This window comes from Burkholderia sp. BCC1999, from assembly GCF_905339975.1.
Lineage (GTDB): Bacteria > Pseudomonadota > Gammaproteobacteria > Burkholderiales > Burkholderiaceae > Burkholderia.
Window position 1 is genome coordinate 168,014 of the sequence record NZ_CAJPHP010000005.1, and the last position, 17,041, is coordinate 185,054.

Consider the following 17,041-nt stretch of genomic DNA (forward strand, 5'->3'; position numbering starts at 1 on the left):
CCTTGCTCCTTACATAAGCGATACACGACGCACGCAAAACAGCGCGGTGCTACGATGACCCGCGCGTTCGCCCGGTTGCGCGCGCACCGATACAAATTACGTTTTCCTGAACGTCTGCCTTCATGAAACTGACTCCCCGAGAGAAGGACAAGCTGCTGATCTTCACGGCGGCGCTGCTGGCCGAGCGCCGTCGCGCGCGCGGCCTGAAGCTCAACTATCCGGAGGCGGTCGCCTTCATCACCGCCGCGCTGATGGAAGCCGCGCGCGACGGCAAGACGGTCGCCGAGGTGATGCACTACGGCACGACGCTGCTTACGCGCGACGACGTGATGGACGGCGTGCCGGAAATGATTCCCGACATCCAGGTCGAGGCGACCTTCCCCGACGGCACGAAGCTCGTGACCGTCCATCACCCGATTCCGTGAGGCCCCGCATGATCCCCGGCGAAATCCTCACCGACGACGGCGAACACGAATTGAACGCGGGCCGCGAAACGCTCGCGCTCGTCGTCGCGAACACCGGCGACCGCCCGGTGCAGGTCGGCTCGCACTACCACTTCTTCGAAGTCAACGACGCACTGTCGTTCGACCGTGCGGCCGCGCGCGGCTTCCGGCTCAACATCGCGGCCGGCACGGCCGTGCGCTTCGAGCCGGGCCAGACGCGCACCGTCGAACTGGTCGCACTCGCGGGCGATCGCGCCGTCTACGGTTTTCAGGGCAAGGTGATGGGGCCGCTGTAAGCCGCGCCCCGCTCTTCAGGAACAGCACGACATGACACTACGCTTGAGCCGCCGCGCGTACGCGGAAATGTTCGGGCCGACGACGGGCGACCGCGTCCGGCTCGCCGATACCGAACTGCTGATCGAGATCGAACGCGATTACACGACCTACGGCGAGGAAGTGAAATTCGGCGGCGGGAAAGTGATCCGCGACGGGATGGGCCAGTCGCAGCGCGTGGCGGCCGACGTGCCCGACACGGTCATCACGAACGCGGTGATCCTCGATCACTGGGGCATCGTGAAGGCCGACATCGCGATCAAGCACGGCCGAATCGCCGCGATCGGCAAGGCCGGCAACCCCGACATTCAACCCGGTGTGACGATCGCGATCGGCGCCGCGACCGAAGTGATCGCCGGCGAAGGGCTGATCGTGACGGCCGGCGGCATCGACACGCACATCCACTTCATCAGCCCGCAGCAGATCGACGAGGCGCTCGCGTCGGGCGTCACGACGATGCTCGGCGGCGGCACCGGGCCGGCCACCGGCACCAACGCGACGACCTGCACGCCGGGCCCGTGGCACATGGAGCGGATGCTGCAGGCCGCCGACGGCTGGCCGATCAACCTCGGCTTCCTCGGCAAGGGCAACGCAAGCCTGCCGGAACCGCTCGTCGAGCAGATCGCGGCCGGCGCGATCGGGCTGAAGCTGCACGAGGACTGGGGCACGACGCCCGCCGCGATCGACAACTGCCTGTCGGTCGCCGACGACACCGACACGCAGGTCGCGATCCACACCGATACGCTGAACGAAGGCGGCTTCGTCGAATCGACCGTCGCCGCATTCAAGGGCCGCACGATCCACACGTACCACACCGAAGGCGCGGGCGGCGGCCATGCGCCCGACATCCTGAAGGTGTGCGGCGAGTCGAACGTGCTGCCGTCATCGACCAACCCGACGCGCCCGTACACGATCAACACGCTCGACGAGCATCTCGACATGCTGATGGTGTGCCATCACCTCGATCCGTCGATCGCCGAGGATCTCGCGTTCGCCGAATCGCGGATCCGCCGCGAGACGATCGCGGCCGAGGACATCCTGCACGATCTCGGCGCGCTGTCGATGCTGTCGTCCGATTCGCAGGCGATGGGCCGCGTCGGCGAAGTGATCATCCGTACGTGGCAGACCGCGCACAAGATGAAGGTGCAGCGCGGCGCGCTACCGGAAGACACCACGCGCAACGACAACTTCCGCGCGAAGCGCTACGTCGCGAAGTACACGATCAACCCGGCGATCACGCACGGCATCGCGCACGAAGTCGGCTCGATCGAACCCGGCAAGTGGGCCGACCTCGTACTGTGGGAACCGGCGTTCTTCGGGATCAAGCCGTCGATGATCCTGAAGGGCGGCATGATCGCGATGGCGCAGATGGGCGACCCGAACGCGTCGATCCCGACGCCGCAGCCGGTCCACTATCGCGAGATGTTCGCAACGCGCGGCGGTGCGCTCGCCCGCACGTCGCTGACCTTCGTGTCGCAGATGGCGGCCGATGCGGGCATCGCTCAACGTTACGGCCTCGCGAAGCAGATCGTACCCGTGCGCAACTGCCGCAACGTGACGAAGGCCGACATGATCCACAACGCGTGGCGCCCGTCGATCAGCGTCGATCCCGAAACCTACGACGTGATCGCCGACGGCCAGTTGCTCACCTGCGAGCCGGCGACGGTGCTGCCGATGGCGCAGCGCTATTTCCTGTTCTGATTTCCGGTTCCCCGTTTCATGCGTACTCTCGACAAACGTATTGCCCCGAACGTGAAACTCGCCGCGTCGCTCGTCGCGCGCGCGCCGACGCTCACGCTCGCCTATGACGCCCGCTGCAAGAGCCGCCTCGCGGCGACGCTCGACACCGGCGAGGACGTCGCCGTCCTGCTGCCGCGCGGCACGATCCTGCGCGATGGCGACGTGCTCGTCGCCGACGATGGCGCGCTCGTACGCATCGCCGCGGCGCCCGAAACCGTGCTGCTCGTGCGCGCGGCCGCCCCGCTCACGCTGATGCGCGCCGCGTATCACCTCGGCAACCGTCACACGCCGGTCGAGATCGGCGACGGTTACCTGAAACTCGAAGCCGACCCGGTACTCGCCGACATGCTGCGCCGGCTCGGCACGCAGGTCGAAGAAACGAGCGCGCCGTTCCAGCCGGAAGCCGGCGCGTACGGTGGCGGCCACAAGCATGGACACGATGCGACGTTCGCGGAGGATTACGCCCTCGCGCAACAGGTATTCGGCGAACACCACGGGCACTCGCATTCGCACGATCACGATCACGATCACGATCATCAGCATGGTCCCGGATGCACGCACGGCCACGGCCATGACCACCACTGAACTCGTCGCGCTGCTGCACCTCGCGTCGCCGGCGCTGCCGATCGGCGCGTACAGCTATTCGCAGGGCCTCGAAGCCGCGCTCGACGCGAACCTCATCCACGACGCCGATTCCGCGCGTGACTGGATCGCCAGCGGCCTGACCGACGTGCTCGCGCACGGCGAGTTGCCGTTTCTCGCGCATCAGCTTGCACGCTGGCATGCGCACGACACGCCCGCGCTTGCCGCCGAAAACGCGTGGTTCGTCGCGAGCCGCGAATCGGCGGAACTGCGCCGCGAAACCGAACAGATGGGCTGGTCGCTCGCGCAGCTGTGCGCGTCGCTCGAATGGGGCGATGCCGCGCGCCGCGCAACGCTCGCGTCGCTGTCGCCGATCGCGCTGCCGACCGCGTTCGCCTACGCGGCCGCGATGCACGACGCCGGCGCCGACGCGACGCTCGCCGCGTACGCATTCGGCTGGGTCGAGAACCAGACGTCCGCCGCGCTGAAGGCCGTGCCGCTCGGCCAGCTCGCCGGGCAACGCATCATCGTCGCGCTGCGCGGCGCGATCGACGCGGCCGTGCGCCGTGCGCTCGCGACGCCGCCCGACGCCATCAACACGTTCGCGCCGCAGCTCGGCATCCTCTCCGCGCGGCACGAAACCCAATACTCGCGGTTGTTCCGCTCCTGAACCCGACGCTACCCGCCATGAACGCACCTGCCCCCTCCTCCGCCCGCCGCACGAAGAAACTGCCGCCGCTGCGCGTCGGCATCGGCGGCCCTGTCGGCTCCGGCAAGACCACGCTGCTCGAGATGCTGTGCAAGGCGATGCGCGACCGGTACGACCTCGTCGCGATCACGAACGACATCTATACGAAGGAAGACCAGCGGCTGCTGACGGTGGCCGGCGCGCTGCCCGAGGAACGCATCATGGGCGTCGAGACGGGCGGCTGCCCGCACACGGCGATTCGGGAAGATGCATCGATCAACCTCGAGGCCGTCGACCGGATGCTGTCGCGCTTTCCGGACGCCGACATCGTGTTCATCGAATCGGGCGGCGACAATCTCGCGGCAACCTTCAGCCCCGAGTTGTCGGACCTGACGATCTACGTGATCGACGTCGCGGGTGGCGAGAAGATTCCGCGCAAGGGCGGCCCCGGCATCACGAAGTCCGACCTGCTCGTGATCAACAAGACCGACCTCGCGCCGCTGGTCGGCGCGAACCTCGACGTGATGGCGTCCGACACGCGGAAGATGCGCGGCGAACGGCCTTACGTGATGACGAACCTGAAGGCGCTCGAAGGCGTCGCGGACGTGATCGCATTCATCGAGAAGAAGGGATTGCTGACGGTCTGAGCGGCGTTGCGGCGGCACATGACGCCGCAACGCGTACCCGGGCGGCCTTGCGCCGCCCGTCGTCTATTCGTCGTCGGACGCCGCGCCCTGCGCGTCCTGCAGCATGCGCTCGCCGCGTTCGGCGGGCGGCAGCAGCGCCGCGAGCACGTCGACCGTACGCGCGGTCGCGCCGCGGTGACGCGATGCGAAGGCCGCGCCGGCCGCACCCATCGCGATACGCCGCGCCTTGTCGGCGAACAGCGCATCGAGCACGTGCGCGAGATCGAGCGGATCCGCGACCTGCATCGCCGCCCCGGCCGCGACCGCATCGGCGGTCGCCTGCGTGAAATTGAACACGTGCGGCCCGATCAGCACCGGCACGCCGACCGCGCACGCTTCGATCAGGTTCTGGCCGCCGAGCGGCAGCAGGCTGCCACCGATGAACGCGATATCGGCGGCCGCGTAATACGCGCCGAGCTCGCCCATCGAATCACCGAGCAGGACCGTCACGTCGCCCGGCAACGGCTCGGCAGCCGTCTGGCCGGCCGCGAGCGCAGCCGCGTCGGCCGCCCAGACGGAACGGCGAACGCACTTGAGCCCGCTGCGCGCAACGAGCGCCTCGACCTCCGCGAAACGCTGCGGATGACGCGGCACGAGCACCAGCAGCGCGTCGGGCGTATGCATCTCCGCGAACGCCTGCAGCACCAGCGCTTCTTCGTTCTCGCGCGTGCTGGCGGCCACCCACACGGGCCGCGTGCCGATCGCATCGCGCCACGCATGGCCACGCGCCGCGAGTTCCGGCGGCGTCGTCATGTCGAACTTCAGGTTGCCGAGCACGCTCACGTTGCGCGCGCCGAGCGACGTCAGCCGCTCCGCATCGGCCGGGCTCTGCGCAAGCACGCGCGAGAAGCCGCCGAACACGTCGCGCGTCGCCGCGCCGAACTTCGCCGCGCGCCGGAACGAACGCGCGGACATCCGCGCATTGGTCAGCACGAGCGGCACGTCCGCGCGACGGCACTCGTCGATCAGCGTCGGCCACACCTCGGTTTCCATCACGAGGCCGAGCGTCGGCCGCCAGGCGTGCAGGAAGCGCCGCACCGCGCCCGGCATGTCGTACGGCAGGTAGCAGCGCAGCACGCGATCGCCGAAGATCTGTTCGCCGGTCGCGCGGCCGCTCGGCGTCATGTGCGTGAGCAGGATGCGTGCATCGGGGCGCGCATGCATCAGCGCGTCGATCAGCGGCTGCGCGGCGCGCGTCTCGCCGACCGACACCGCGTGCACCCAGATCAGTGGCGCGCGGTCGTCGCGCGAGCGGCCCGTCACATGGCCAAAGCGTTCGCCGATATGTTCGCGATAGCCGCGCTCCTTGCGCGAGCGCACGTAGAGCCGGATAACCGCGGCAGGCGCGACGAGCCACCACAGCGCGCGATAGATCACCCTCAGCATGCGGCGGCCCCCGTATTGCGTCGAAGCAGGTGCGCGCTCAAACCAGCGCCCTGCCCTTCAGGCGTTCCAGAATGCCGAGCGGCGCGCATTCGCGGCGGACCATCGCGTCGACCGGCAGGAAGAACGTCTGTTCGAGCATGAACTGGCCGGACATCACAGCGTGCGAAGTCTGATCCGAGAAACATATCCACACGCAACCCGGCGGAAACGGCATCGTCTCCTGCGGGCTCGTCTTCTGGTAGTCGAGATCGGCCTTCATGCTGTCGTGCAGGTTCAGCATCAGGTGGTCGTACGCGCTGCGCGGCGACTTCGTCACGTGCAGCAGGTTCAGCAGCCATGCGGCGCCCGGCAGTTGCGGCTTGATCGACGGCAGGAAGCGCTTCGCGACGTCCTCGAACGGCTCGCCCACGCGCCAGACGCGCGGCACGCCGGCCGGGTTCACGTTCGTGAACACGCGCAGGATGCGCTCGCCGTAGTTCGGCCGCGAAGGAAACGCGTCGACGTGCAGCCGGCTGTCGTCCTTGCGCCAGGATGTCTGGCGCGTCTCGACCTGCATCAGCCGCAGGCTGGTCGGCGCGACGCGCAGCTTGCCGCGGTATTCGGGAAAGAGGCCGTCGACGAGCGTGCCGGCCTGCTGCTGGAAGCGCGCGACGAGCGCGCGCACGGCCGACTGCGTGACACTGTCGCCGAGCACGCCGGCGAGCGCGCCGCCGTTCGGCGCGAGGCTGATGTTCTTGCGTTTCGGATCGGCGAGCGCCGGATCGAGCAGCGCTTCCTCGCCGCCTTCGATCGCGAAGCGCAGATGCGGGAAATACAGCACCTTGCCTTCCTCGACGGCGGCCAGCAACTGCTCGCGCGGCGCCGACAGGTTGTGTCCGCTCCAGTCGGCGGACGGGACTTCGATGATCTGGGATTCGCTCATGATCGGTTCGCGTATGTGACAGCGTTACAGGAGACCGAAGCCCGCGAGCGCCGACTTCACCTGCGCGATCGACGGGGGCTGCCCCGCCGTGCCGAGATTGACGACGTTCGGCGACCAGTAGCCGCCGGTCCGCCAGGCCGTCGCGAAATTGTACAGTTCGACCGTCGGACGCTTCAGCGCGGCCGCGATGTGAACCAGACCTGTATCAACCCCGACGGTCGCGGCCGCGCCGTCGATCAGCCCGACCACGGCCGGCAGCGACAGCTTCGGCGGCACGATCGCCGCATCGCCGAACTCCTTCGCGAGCCGCTCGCTGGTCGCGCGCTCCGCGTCGTTGCCCCACGGCAGCACGAGCGATGCGCCGCGCCGCACGAGCGCCTGGCCGAGCTCGATCCACGCGGCGTCCGGCCACTGCTTGTCGGCGCGCGACGTCGCATGGACGAACACCACGTACGGCACCGGCAGGTTCAGGCCGAGCGCGGCCACCGCGAGCGCCGCCGCGCGCGTGTCGAGGCCGAAGTCGACCGGATCGGCCGGCGTCGGCGCCGGGTCGTCCAGCGCGGCCGCGACCAGTTGCCGCGAACGCTCGACGACGTGCGTGCGCGGCTCGATCGGCACGCGCTTGCGATAGAAGAAGCGCACCGGCCATTCATAGCCGGCGCCGTCGGTACGGTTGCCGAGCCCGACGAGCGGGCCGCGCGCCCAGCTCGCGACCCAGGCCGTCTTGATCAGGCCCTGGCAGTCGATCACGAGATCGTACTGCTCGGCCGCGAGGCGCCTGCGGAATGCGCGGATCTCGCGCCACGTGGCGCCCGAGAACGGCTTCTTGCGCCAGCGGCGCAGCGAGAACGGCAGCACGTTGCGCACGCCGTCGACGAGCCGCACGAGGTCGACGAAGCTTTCCTCGACGAGCCAGTCGATCTGCGCATCGGGGTGGCGGCGCCGGATATCGGCGATCACCGGCATGTTGTGCACGACGTCGCCCAGCGACGACACGCGCACGATCAGGATCTTTTGCACGCTGAAAAAACGCCGGCTGGCAGCCGGCGACAAGCATAAAGGGGGGATTTTATCCCGCCCGGGGGTCCGGACAGACAAAAAGCGGCCGCACGCCTTTGGCGTGCGCCGCTTTTCGGGGATGGCGCGACGACTGGATCGACCCTCGCGCCGTTGGCGGCCCGCGGGCCGCCGACACTCAGAACGGCAGCTTGACGTCCGGCTTCGCGGCCGTCAGCACACGGCGGAAGTCCTCCTGGATGCGCTTGAGCCCTTCCTGCGTCTCGGATTCGAAGCGCATCACGACGACCGGCGTCGTGTTCGACGAACGCGCGAGGCCGAAGCCGTCCGGGTACTCGACGCGCAGGCCGTCGATCGTCACGACTTCCTCGGCACCGTCGAACTTCGCTTCTTTCTGCAGCTTGTCGATCAGGCGGAAATTCTCGCCTTCGTCGAGCCACAGCTGCAGCTCGGGCGTGCTCATCGCGTCCGGCAGCCCGTTGAGCAGCGCGCTCGGGTCGGCCGTCTTCGTGAGGATCTCGAGCAGGCGCGCGCCCGTGTAAAGGCCGTCGTCGAAGCCGTACCAGCGATCCTTGAAGAACACGTGGCCGCTCATTTCGCCGGCGAGCGGTGCGCCCGTCTCGCGCAGCTTCGCCTTCACGAGCGAGTGGCCCGTCTTCCACATCAGCGGCTCGCCGCCCTTCGACTTGATCCAGTTCGCGAGGTGGCGCGTGCACTTCACGTCGTAGATGATCTGCGCGCCCGGGTTGCGCGACAGCACTTCTTCCGCGAACAGCATCAGCTGACGGTCCGGATAGATGATCTGGCCGTCCTTCGTGACGACGCCGAGGCGGTCGCCGTCGCCGTCGAACGCGAAGCCGAGTTCGGCATCGGTGTCCTTCAGCGCCTGGATCACGTCCTGCAGGTTTTCCGGGTGCGCGGGATCGGGGTGGTGGTTCGGGAACGTGCCGTCGATGTCGGTGAAGCGCTCGACGAGTTCGCAGCCGAGCGCCTTGAACAGGCGCGTCGCGAGCGGGCCCGCGACGCCGTTGCCGGCGTCGACGACCAGCTTCAGCGGCCGCGCGAGCTTCACGTCGCCGACGATGCGCGCAATGTACTGATCGGCGACGTCGATTTCTTCATACGTGCCGCTGCCCGTCTCGAAGCGCTCGTCGACGATGCGGCGGTACAGCGCCTGGATCTGCTCGCCATAGATCGCGGCGCCGCGCAGCACCATCTTGAAACCGTTGTAGTCGGGCGGGTTGTGGCTGCCCGTGACGACGATGCACGAATCGACGCGGCGCTCGCCGCCCTTCAGCGCCAGCGGCACGTTCGCCGCGAAATAGCCGACCGGCGTCGGCACCATGCCGACGTCGACGACGTCGACACCGGCCGCACGCAGGCCATCGGCGAGTGCGCCGACGAGTTCCGGCCCGGACAGGCGGCCGTCGCGCGCGACGACGACCGCGTCGCCGCCCTGCGCACGCACTTCGCTGCCGAATGCGCGGCCGATCCCGCGCGCCGTGTCGACGTCGAGGGTCTTGCCGACCACGCCACGGATGTCATATGCCTTGAAGATGGATTGGGAGATCATCGATTCTCTTCTCTCTCAGTTGCGTGCATGGAAAATTGTCTGGCTTGGCTGGCCGCCTCGCGCCGGTGCCGCGCATGATACATGCGGCCCCGCAAAACAAGGAACGGAACGGCTGGAGCGGTCGCGATCCCACTTATAATCGCGGGTTTTGATGACGCGCATGCCGCCCATTTTAATGCCTAGCCGCTCCGCCGCAGCCAACCCGCAGCCTTCGGGCGCCCTGCCGGCCGCCCTGTGCGCGTGCCGCCGCTGCGCATGCTGAAGCGCTTCGGCAACCCGGACGTCGCGAAAGCCGTCGCGAACCTCGTCTGGCTGGGGCTCGAACGGCTCACGCAGATCGGCGTCGCGATCGCGATCAGCGGCCTGCTGGCCCGTTATTTCGGGCCAGATGTGTTCGGCAAATGGCAGTATGCGAATACGCTCCTCCTGGTACTGGCGCCGCTCACCTGGGTGTGCGGCGCGGAAATCCTCGTCCCGACCATCGTCCAGCGTCCGCCCGCCCAGCTCGGCGCGGTGCTCGGCAGCGCGTTCGCGCTGCGCATCGCCGTGTCGGTGGCCGCGCTCGTCGCGACCTGGATCGCGATCGCCGCGGGCGCCTTCGATCCGCTGGTCGGCGCGATGCTCGCGGGCCTCGCCGTCACGATGGTGTTCCGCGAGCCGTTCGTCGGCGTGATCAACGCGTGGCTGCAGAGCATGACCTACAGCAAGCCGCAGCTCGTCACCAGCATGGTCACGGCGCTCGCGAAGGCGCTGCTCGTGTGGCTGCTGGTCCGCGCGGCCGCCGGCCCCGCCCGCTTCGCGTGGCTGTGGGCGCTCGAGGCCGCCGCGATCGGCTTCGCGCTGCTGCTGTACTACCGGCATCGTAACGGCGGCACCCTCGGCTGGACGTTCGATAAACCGCTGTTCAGGCACTTTGCAACGGCCGGCACCGTGTTCTGGCTCGGGCTCATCTGCATGTACCTGTTCCTGAAGCTCGACCGCCTGATGCTCGAGCGTCACGTGTCGTTCGCCGATCTCGGCCGCTACTCGGCCGCGCAGCAGCTCAACGAGAACTGGATCACGCTCGCGCTGATGCTCGCGCAGACGATCGCGCCCGCCTTCGTCTACCGCGTGCAGGACGCCGCGCGGCTGCGCCGCAACATCGTCCGGCTGATCGCGATGACGGCCGGGCTGATGACGGCCGGCGCGCTCGTGCTCGACGCGGCCGCCCCGCTGATCGTCGGCAAGGTGTTCGGCCACGGCTACGAGGCGTCGGTCGACATCTTCCGCTGGGCCGTCTGGCTGTCCGTGCCGGCCGGCATCGAGGCGATAGGCAATCTTATCGTTCTCAAATATCAAGCAAAATTCGTGTTGCTGGCGAAATGGCTGCTCGCGCTGGCGATCGCCGCGGTCGTCAACCTGTTCGCGATCCCCCGGCTCGGCCTGTACGGCGCGCTCGTCGGGCTGGCGGCCGGCTACCTGGTCGCGGCCGCCGTCAACTTTTATTACATCCGTTTCAAGCTGCGAACATGACGTCCCCTGATTGCCCGCCCCCGCTCGACGACGTGGCCGTGCTGCTGCCGGCCTACAACGGGCACGACGACGTCGTGCGGACCCTCGCGTCGTTTCGCGAGGAGGCGCCCGTGCACGTGCTGATCGTCGACGACGGCAGCACGCCGCCGATCGTCGCGCCCGACCTGCCGGGCCTCGCGATCGAGGTGCTGCGCATGCCGCAGAACGGCGGCATCGAGCGCGCGCTCGCGGCCGGCATCGACGCGCTCGCGGCGCGCGGCTTCCGCTATGCGGCCCGCATCGACGCGGGTGACCTGGCCGCGCCGCAGCGCCTCGCGAAGGAGCGCGCGTATCTCGGCGCCCATCCGCGCGTGGCCTGCGTCGGCATGTGGACGCAGGTCGTGTCGCGCGCCGGCGAACCGCGCTTCATGCTGACGCCGCCCGCCGATCCGCGCACGCTGCGCCGCACGCGCTTCCTGCGCTCGCCGCTCGTGCATCCGTCGGTGATGTTGCGCATCGACGCCGTGCGGGAGGTGGGCAACTATCGCGCGAAATACCGTGCGGCCGAGGATCTCGATCTTTTTTTGCGGTTAATGCAACGCTACGATTGCGCGAACCTGCCGGAACTCGGCCTGTATTACGAATTGAACGAGGGCGGGATCAGTGCGACCAAGCGCCGGCGCCAGCTGGTGTCGACGCTCACGCTGCTGCTGAGCCATTTCAACGCGCTGAACCCGTACGACTGGGCCGGCCTCGCCAAGAACCTGCTGCATTTCGTGACGCCGTACCGTACGTTGCAGCGGATCAAGCAGACGCTGTTCGCCGCGCGGCCGTCCGCCTGACGCCGATCCGGCATTTACGACGCTTTATTTTTTCTTTTTTTCATGTCCGCCACCTCCCCGCTGCGCATCGCGCTCGTCTGCAACACGGCCTGGGCGATCTACACGTATCGCCACGGGCTGATCCGTGCGCTCGTCGCGCGCGGCGCCGAGGTCGTCGTGATCGCGCCGCACGACCGCACGGTGCCGTTGCTCGAGCAGATGGGCTGCCGCTACGTGGCGCTCGCGGTCGCGTCCAAAGGCACGAGCCCGCGCGAAGATCTCGGCACGCTCGCGGCGCTCGTACGCCACTACCGCGCGCTGCGGCCCGATCTCGTGTTCCATTACACGATCAAGCCGAACATCTACGGGTCGGTCGCCGCCTGGCTCGCGCGCGTGCCGTCGATCGCGGTGACGACGGGGCTCGGCTACGTCTTCATCCAGAAGAGCCGCGCGGCAAGCGTCGCGAAGCGCCTGTACCGGTTCGCGTTCCGCTTCCCGCGTGAAGTGTGGTTCCTGAACCGCGACGACCTCGCGACCTTCACCGACGAGCGGTTGCTCGCGCATCCCGACCGCGCGCGGCTGCTGCACGGCGAAGGCGTCGATCTCGAACAGTTCGCGCCCGCGCCGCTGCCCGCCGGCGACGCACCCGTCTTCATCCTGATCGGCCGGCTGCTGTGGGACAAGGGTGTGCGCGAATACGTGGAAGCCGCGCGCATCGTGCGCGGCCGCTTCCCGAACGCACGCTTCCAGCTGCTCGGGCCGCTCGGCGTCGACAACCCGAGCGCGATCGGTCGCGCGGACGTCGACGCATGGGTCGGCGAAGGCATCATCGAATATCTCGGCGAGGCGCACGATGTCCGCCCGCATATCGCGGCGGCCGACTGCGTCGTGCTGCCGTCGTACCGCGAGGGCGTGCCGCGCACGCTGATGGAAGCATCGGCGATGAGCCGCCCGATCGTCGCGACCGATGTGCCGGGCTGCCGCGATGTCGTCGCCGACGGCGAAACGGGCTTCCTGTGCCGCGTACGCGACAGCGCAAGTCTCGCGGAGCAGCTGCTCCGCATGATCGAACTCGGAACGGCCGGACGCGACGCGATGGGCGCGCGCGGCCGGCAGAAGGTCACGGCGGAATTCGACGAGCAGCAGGTCGTCGAACGCTACCGGCAGACCATCCATTCGTTAACCGGATTCACACTCTGAAGGAGCGCATCAGCAATGACCGCTAAAGGCACCATTCTCGTTACCGGCGGCGCGGGCTACATCGGCTCGCACACGGCCGTCGAGTTGCTCGACAACGGCTACGATGTCGTGATCGTCGACAACCTCGTCAACAGCAAGGCCGAGTCCGTCCGGCGCATCGAGCAGATCACGGGCAAGACACCCGCGTTCCATCAGGTCGACGTGTGCGACGAAGCCGCGCTCGCGAAGGTGTTCGACGCGCACCCGATCACCGGGACCATCCATTTCGCGGCGCTCAAGGCCGTCGGCGAATCGGTCGCGAAGCCGCTCGAGTACTACCAGAACAACATCGGCGGCCTGCTCGCCGTGCTCAAGGTCATGCGCGAGCGCAACGTGAAGCAGTTCGTGTTCAGCTCGTCCGCGACCGTGTACGGCGTGCCCGAGCGCTCGCCGATCGACGAGTCGTTCCCGCTGTCGGCGACGAACCCGTACGGCCAGTCGAAGCTGATCGCCGAGCAGATCCTGCGCGATCTCGAGGTGTCCGATCCTTCGTGGCGCATCGCGACGCTGCGCTACTTCAACCCGGTCGGCGCGCACGCGAGCGGGCTGATCGGCGAGGATCCGGCCGGCATCCCGAACAACCTGATGCCGTATGTCGCGCAGGTCGCGGTCGGCAAGCTGGAAAAGCTGCGCGTGTTCGGTTCCGACTACGCGACGCCGGACGGCACGGGCGTGCGCGACTACATCCACGTCGTCGATCTCGCGAAGGGGCACATCGCCGCGCTCGACGCGCTGGCGAAGCGCGACGCGAGCTTCGTCGTGAACCTCGGCACCGGCCAGGGCTACAGCGTGCTGGAAGTCGTGCGCGCGTTCGAGAAGGCGTCGGGCCGCCCGGTGCCGTACGAACTCGTCGCACGCCGCCCGGGCGACATCGCCGAGTGCTACGCGAACCCGCAGGCCGCGGCCGACATCATCGGCTGGCGCGCGACGCTCGGTATCGAAGAAATGTGTGCCGACCACTGGCGATGGCAGGAGGGGAACCCGCGCGGTTTTGTATAATCCGCTGTCCATTTTTCGAGCGATCCCATGCTCAGCTTCGCGTCCGGCTTCATCGTCTCCCTGCTCGTCACGCTGTTCATCGTGCGCTACGCGCACCTTCACGAGAAATTCTCGGTCGACAGCGATCTGGCCGGCGTGCAGAAATTCCACGTGCGGCCCGTGCCGCGAGTGGGGGGCATCGGGATCCTCGCCGGGGTCGTCGTTGCCGCGCTGATCCTGTCCCGGCGCTATCCGACGATCGCGGGCAGCATTCTCGGCATCGCCGCCTGCGGGCTGCCGGCGTTCCTGTCCGGCCTCGTCGAGGACCTGACCAAACGCGTGTCGCCACGTGCGCGGCTGCTCTGCACCATGGGCGCGGCCGCGCTGGCGTTCTGGCTGCTGGGCATCGCGGTCAAGCGCATCAGCGTGCCGCCGCTCGACTTCCTGCTCGGCTACGTGGCCATCTCGGCGTTCATCACCGTGCTCGCGGTCGCGGCGCTCGCGAACGCGATCAACATCATCGACGGCTTCAACGGCCTCGCGTCGATGGTCAGCTTCATGATGTTCGCGTCGCTCGCGTACGTCGCGTTCCATGTCAACGACCCGGTCGTGATGTCCGCGTCGATCATCATGATGGGCGCCGTGCTCGGCTTCTTTCTGTGGAATTTTCCGGCCGGGCTGATCTTCCTCGGCGACGGCGGCGCGTATTTCATCGGCTTCATGCTCGCGGAACTCGCGATCATGCTCGTGATGCGCAACCACGAGGTGTCCGCGTGGTACCCGGTGCTACTGTTCATGTATCCGATCTTCGAGACCTGCTTCTCGATCTACCGGAAGAAGTTCATCCGCGGGATGTCGCCCGGCATTCCGGACGGCGTGCACCTGCACATGCTCGTGTACAAGCGGCTGATGCGCTGGGCCGTCGGCACGAAGCACGCGCACGACCTGACGCGCCGCAATTCGCTGACGTCGCCGTACCTGTGGCTGCTGTGCCTCGTCGCGGTGATCCCCGCGACGCTGTTCTGGCGGCACACGGTGCACCTGTTCGTGTTCGTCGTGCTGTTCGCGCTGACCTATGTGTGGCTTTATCTCAGCATCGTGCGGTTCCGTGCGCCGCGGTGGATGGTGGTGCGCAAGCACCGGCGCAGCCACTGAGCGTCGCATCGGCTGCCGGATAAAGAAAAAGCGCCCCGCGGGGCGCTTTTTTCATGCGTCGTCGAGCCCCTCGGGTCTCGACCCGGCCGCGTCACTCGTTCGACGCGACGCGCACCGTCGGTACGCTCTGCAAGGTCGGGGCAGCGGCCGTCTGGTATTCCGGCACCCAGCGCCGCAGGTCGCGCCGCACTTCATCGTCGGACAGCACGCGGTGCTGCATCAGCCACGGCAGCAGTTCGTCGAGGAAATTGTCCGGCACTTCGCGCGCCCGCGCGATCCGCAGTTTCGGATGCGGCGTGCGCGTCGTCGCCTCGTCGTCCGCGAGCAGTTCCTCGTAGAGCTTCTCGCCGGGCCGCAGCCCCGTGAACTCGATGCGGATCTGGTCTTCCGAGAACCCGTACAAGCGGATCAGGTCGCACGCGAGATCGACGATCTTCACCGGTTCGCCCATGTCGAGAATGAAGATCTCGCCGCCATGCCCCATGCTCGACGCCTGCAGCACGAGCTGCGACGCTTCCGGAATCGTCATGAAGAAGCGCGTGATCTCGGGGTGCGTGACCGTCACCGGGCCGCCCTTCGCGATCTGCTGCTGGAACTTCGGAATCACGCTGCCCGCACTGCCGAGCACGTTGCCGAAGCGCACCGTCTCGAACTGCGTGCGCCCGCTCGTCTGCTGCAACGCCTGGCACGCCATTTCGGCGAGGCGCTTGCTCGCGCCCATCACGTTGGTCGGATTGACGGCCTTGTCGGTCGAGATCAGCACGAAGTGACGTACGTCGTGGCGGATCGCCGCGCGCGCCACGCGATACGTGCCGAGCACGTTGTTGCGCAGCGCCTGCCAGGCGTTGTGCTCTTCCATCAGCGGCACATGCTTGTAGGCGGCCGCATGGAACACGATGTGCGGCGCATGGCGCGACATCACCTGGTCGAGCAGCAGCGAATCCTTCGCATCGCCGATGATCGGCAGGACGGGCAGGTCTGGGAACCGTTCACGCAGCTCCTCGGTAAGCCGGTACATCGCGTATTCGGACAGGTCGAATGCAACCAGTTGCGCCGGCGCGAAGCGCAGGATCTGCCGGCACAGCTCGGAGCCGATCGAACCGCCCGCGCCCGTCACCATCACGACACGCCCGCGCAGCAGCGCCTCGACGTGCGGCGTGTCGATCGTCACGGCATCGCGGCCGAGCAGGTCCTCGAGATCGATGTTCCGCACCTGCGACAGGAAGCCCTGCCCCGGCATCAGCGCGGTCAGCGACGGCAGCACCATCGCCTTCACGCCGGCACGCACGCACAGCGTCGCGACGCGACGTTGCGCCTCGACCGACGCCGACGGAATCGCGATGATCGCGTACTCGACCTTCATCGCATCGGTCCAGTGCTTGAGGTCGTTGAACGAGCCCAGCACCTTGTAGCCGTAGATTTCGCGGCCCTGCTTCGTGACGTCGTCGTCGAGCAGGCCGACGAGGCGCCATTCGCCGGAACGCGACAGTTCGCGCGCGAGACTCGCGCCGGCCGTGCCGGCGCCGAGCACCAGCACCGGCTTGCCCTTGCCGACGAGCCCGCCGTACAGGTAGTACTCCTTCGTCGCGCGATACAGCGCGCGGGCACCGCCCATCGCCAGGAACAGCATCAGCGGCGACACGAGCAGCACCGAGCGCGGAATGATCGGCTGCGGCTGGAACATCAAGGCGCCGATCATCACGATCACGCCGCCGCCAACCACCGCCTTTGCGATGCGCATCAGGTCGGGCAGGCTCGCGAACACCCACAGCCCGCGATACAGACCGAACCCGTGGAACATCAGCGCGTAGATGGGCAGCACCCAGGTCATCGCCATCAGCGCGCCGCTCAGGAACTCATGCGGAACGCTGCCGTTGAAACGAACGAGATAGGCGAACAACCATGCGGCGACAACCGCCGTCAGGTCGAACAGGAAAGCACTTAATGACAGCCAAGATGCTTTGGAACGCAACATCGGCGGGAGACC

At 67.7% G+C, this 17,041-nt stretch carries 16 protein-coding genes; 11 read left to right on the forward strand and 5 right to left on the reverse strand.

Annotated features, from left to right (window positions below; all coding sequences use genetic code 11):
• Positions 1 to 122: 122 nt before the first annotated feature.
• The 6 genes from ureA to ureG are packed head-to-tail and all read left to right on the forward strand — an operon-like array spanning position 123 to position 4,433.
• The gene (ureA, locus tag U5809_RS09015; protein WP_006406310.1) at positions 123 to 425 is read left to right on the forward strand and encodes an urease subunit gamma; all 303 of its coding nucleotides are present in this window, start codon (positions 123 to 125) and stop codon (positions 423 to 425) included.
• Between the two features lie 8 nt (positions 426 to 433).
• Entirely contained in the window at positions 434 to 739 is a 306-nt protein-coding gene (locus U5809_RS09020; RefSeq protein WP_176049388.1) for an urease subunit beta, read from the forward strand.
• Between the two features lie 31 nt (positions 740 to 770).
• Positions 771 to 2,477 (forward strand): urease subunit alpha, encoded by a 1,707-nt coding sequence (gene ureC / locus U5809_RS09025; protein ID WP_322086213.1) that lies wholly within the window; start codon positions 771 to 773, stop codon positions 2,475 to 2,477.
• Positions 2,478 to 2,495: 18 nt separating this feature from the next.
• On the forward strand, positions 2,496 to 3,101 hold the full coding sequence (gene ureE, locus U5809_RS09030) for an urease accessory protein UreE (RefSeq protein WP_322086214.1): 606 nt from the start codon (positions 2,496 to 2,498) through the stop codon (positions 3,099 to 3,101).
• Entirely contained in the window at positions 3,088 to 3,768 is a 681-nt protein-coding gene (locus U5809_RS09035) for an urease accessory protein UreF (protein WP_322086215.1), read from the forward strand. Before ureE ends, U5809_RS09035 begins: the two co-directional genes overlap by 14 nt.
• Before the next feature lie 17 nt (positions 3,769 to 3,785).
• Positions 3,786 to 4,433 (forward strand): urease accessory protein UreG, encoded by a 648-nt coding sequence (gene ureG, locus U5809_RS09040; protein ID WP_124449119.1) that lies wholly within the window; start codon positions 3,786 to 3,788, stop codon positions 4,431 to 4,433.
• Positions 4,434 to 4,496: 63 nt separating this feature from the next.
• On the opposite strand, the gene waaA is transcribed toward ureG, so the two are convergent.
• The 4 genes from waaA to U5809_RS09060 form a co-directional block, all read right to left on the reverse strand.
• A complete protein-coding gene (waaA, locus tag U5809_RS09045; protein ID WP_322086216.1) occupies positions 4,497 to 5,858 on the reverse strand; it encodes a lipid IV(A) 3-deoxy-D-manno-octulosonic acid transferase in 1,362 nt (453 codons plus the stop codon).
• Positions 5,859 to 5,895: 37 nt separating this feature from the next.
• Entirely contained in the window at positions 5,896 to 6,780 is an 885-nt protein-coding gene (locus U5809_RS09050) for a Kdo hydroxylase family protein (RefSeq protein WP_321787674.1), read from the reverse strand.
• 24 nt (positions 6,781 to 6,804) lie between these two features.
• The gene (waaC, locus tag U5809_RS09055) at positions 6,805 to 7,800 is read right to left on the reverse strand and encodes a lipopolysaccharide heptosyltransferase I (RefSeq protein ID WP_322086217.1); all 996 of its coding nucleotides are present in this window, start codon (positions 7,798 to 7,800) and stop codon (positions 6,805 to 6,807) included.
• A gap of 175 nt (positions 7,801 to 7,975) precedes the next feature.
• Complete coding sequence (locus U5809_RS09060; RefSeq protein WP_176049396.1) at positions 7,976 to 9,370, reverse strand: phosphomannomutase/phosphoglucomutase; 1,395 nt, start codon at positions 9,368 to 9,370, stop codon at positions 7,976 to 7,978.
• Between the two features lie 255 nt (positions 9,371 to 9,625).
• On the opposite strand from U5809_RS09060, the gene U5809_RS09065 reads away from it, so the two are divergent.
• The 5 genes from U5809_RS09065 to U5809_RS09085 are packed head-to-tail and all read left to right on the forward strand — an operon-like array spanning position 9,626 to position 15,054.
• Positions 9,626 to 10,882, forward strand: coding sequence for a lipopolysaccharide biosynthesis protein (locus U5809_RS09065; RefSeq protein WP_322086218.1), 1,257 nt, complete (start codon positions 9,626 to 9,628; stop codon positions 10,880 to 10,882).
• On the forward strand, positions 10,879 to 11,703 hold the full coding sequence (locus tag U5809_RS09070) for a glycosyltransferase (protein ID WP_322086219.1): 825 nt from the start codon (positions 10,879 to 10,881) through the stop codon (positions 11,701 to 11,703). The genes U5809_RS09065 and U5809_RS09070 overlap by 4 nt, the downstream gene beginning before the upstream one ends.
• Positions 11,704 to 11,745: 42 nt before the next feature.
• The gene (locus tag U5809_RS09075) at positions 11,746 to 12,882 is read left to right on the forward strand and encodes a glycosyltransferase family 4 protein (protein WP_322086220.1); all 1,137 of its coding nucleotides are present in this window, start codon (positions 11,746 to 11,748) and stop codon (positions 12,880 to 12,882) included.
• A 15-nt stretch (positions 12,883 to 12,897) separates the two neighbouring features.
• Positions 12,898 to 13,920: a UDP-glucose 4-epimerase GalE gene (gene galE, locus U5809_RS09080; protein ID WP_322086221.1), complete on the forward strand. Its 1,023-nt coding sequence runs from the start codon at positions 12,898 to 12,900 to the stop codon at positions 13,918 to 13,920.
• A 27-nt stretch (positions 13,921 to 13,947) separates the two neighbouring features.
• The gene (locus U5809_RS09085; RefSeq protein ID WP_322086222.1) at positions 13,948 to 15,054 is read left to right on the forward strand and encodes a glycosyltransferase; all 1,107 of its coding nucleotides are present in this window, start codon (positions 13,948 to 13,950) and stop codon (positions 15,052 to 15,054) included.
• Positions 15,055 to 15,145: 91 nt separating this feature from the next.
• Here the strand turns inward: U5809_RS09085 and U5809_RS09090 are convergent, their stop codons facing one another.
• Complete coding sequence (locus U5809_RS09090) at positions 15,146 to 17,029, reverse strand: nucleoside-diphosphate sugar epimerase/dehydratase (RefSeq protein ID WP_322086223.1); 1,884 nt, start codon at positions 17,027 to 17,029, stop codon at positions 15,146 to 15,148.
• Between the last annotated feature and the right edge of the window lie 12 nt (positions 17,030 to 17,041).

Excerpts from the sequence above, each read along its gene's own strand:
- ureA (WP_006406310.1), top strand. The coding sequence starts at position 123 with ATGAAACTGACTCCCCGAGAGAAGGACAAGCTGCTGATCTTCACGGCG.
- U5809_RS09020 (WP_176049388.1), top strand. The coding sequence starts at position 434 with ATGATCCCCGGCGAAATCCTCACCGACGACGGCGAACACGAATTGAAC.
- ureC (WP_322086213.1), top strand. The coding sequence starts at position 771 with ATGACACTACGCTTGAGCCGCCGCGCGTACGCGGAAATGTTCGGGCCG.
- ureE (WP_322086214.1), top strand. The coding sequence starts at position 2,496 with ATGCGTACTCTCGACAAACGTATTGCCCCGAACGTGAAACTCGCCGCG.
- U5809_RS09035 (WP_322086215.1), top strand. The coding sequence starts at position 3,088 with ATGACCACCACTGAACTCGTCGCGCTGCTGCACCTCGCGTCGCCGGCG.
- ureG (WP_124449119.1), top strand. The coding sequence starts at position 3,786 with ATGAACGCACCTGCCCCCTCCTCCGCCCGCCGCACGAAGAAACTGCCG.
- waaA (WP_322086216.1), bottom strand. The coding sequence starts at position 5,858 with ATGCTGAGGGTGATCTATCGCGCGCTGTGGTGGCTCGTCGCGCCTGCC.
- U5809_RS09050 (WP_321787674.1), bottom strand. The coding sequence starts at position 6,780 with ATGAGCGAATCCCAGATCATCGAAGTCCCGTCCGCCGACTGGAGCGGA.
- U5809_RS09060 (WP_176049396.1), bottom strand. The coding sequence starts at position 9,370 with ATGATCTCCCAATCCATCTTCAAGGCATATGACATCCGTGGCGTGGTC.
- U5809_RS09065 (WP_322086218.1), top strand. The coding sequence starts at position 9,626 with ATGCTGAAGCGCTTCGGCAACCCGGACGTCGCGAAAGCCGTCGCGAAC.
- U5809_RS09070 (WP_322086219.1), top strand. The coding sequence starts at position 10,879 with ATGACGTCCCCTGATTGCCCGCCCCCGCTCGACGACGTGGCCGTGCTG.
- U5809_RS09075 (WP_322086220.1), top strand. The coding sequence starts at position 11,746 with ATGTCCGCCACCTCCCCGCTGCGCATCGCGCTCGTCTGCAACACGGCC.
- galE (WP_322086221.1), top strand. The coding sequence starts at position 12,898 with ATGACCGCTAAAGGCACCATTCTCGTTACCGGCGGCGCGGGCTACATC.
- U5809_RS09085 (WP_322086222.1), top strand. The coding sequence starts at position 13,948 with ATGCTCAGCTTCGCGTCCGGCTTCATCGTCTCCCTGCTCGTCACGCTG.
- U5809_RS09090 (WP_322086223.1), bottom strand. The coding sequence starts at position 17,029 with ATGTTGCGTTCCAAAGCATCTTGGCTGTCATTAAGTGCTTTCCTGTTC.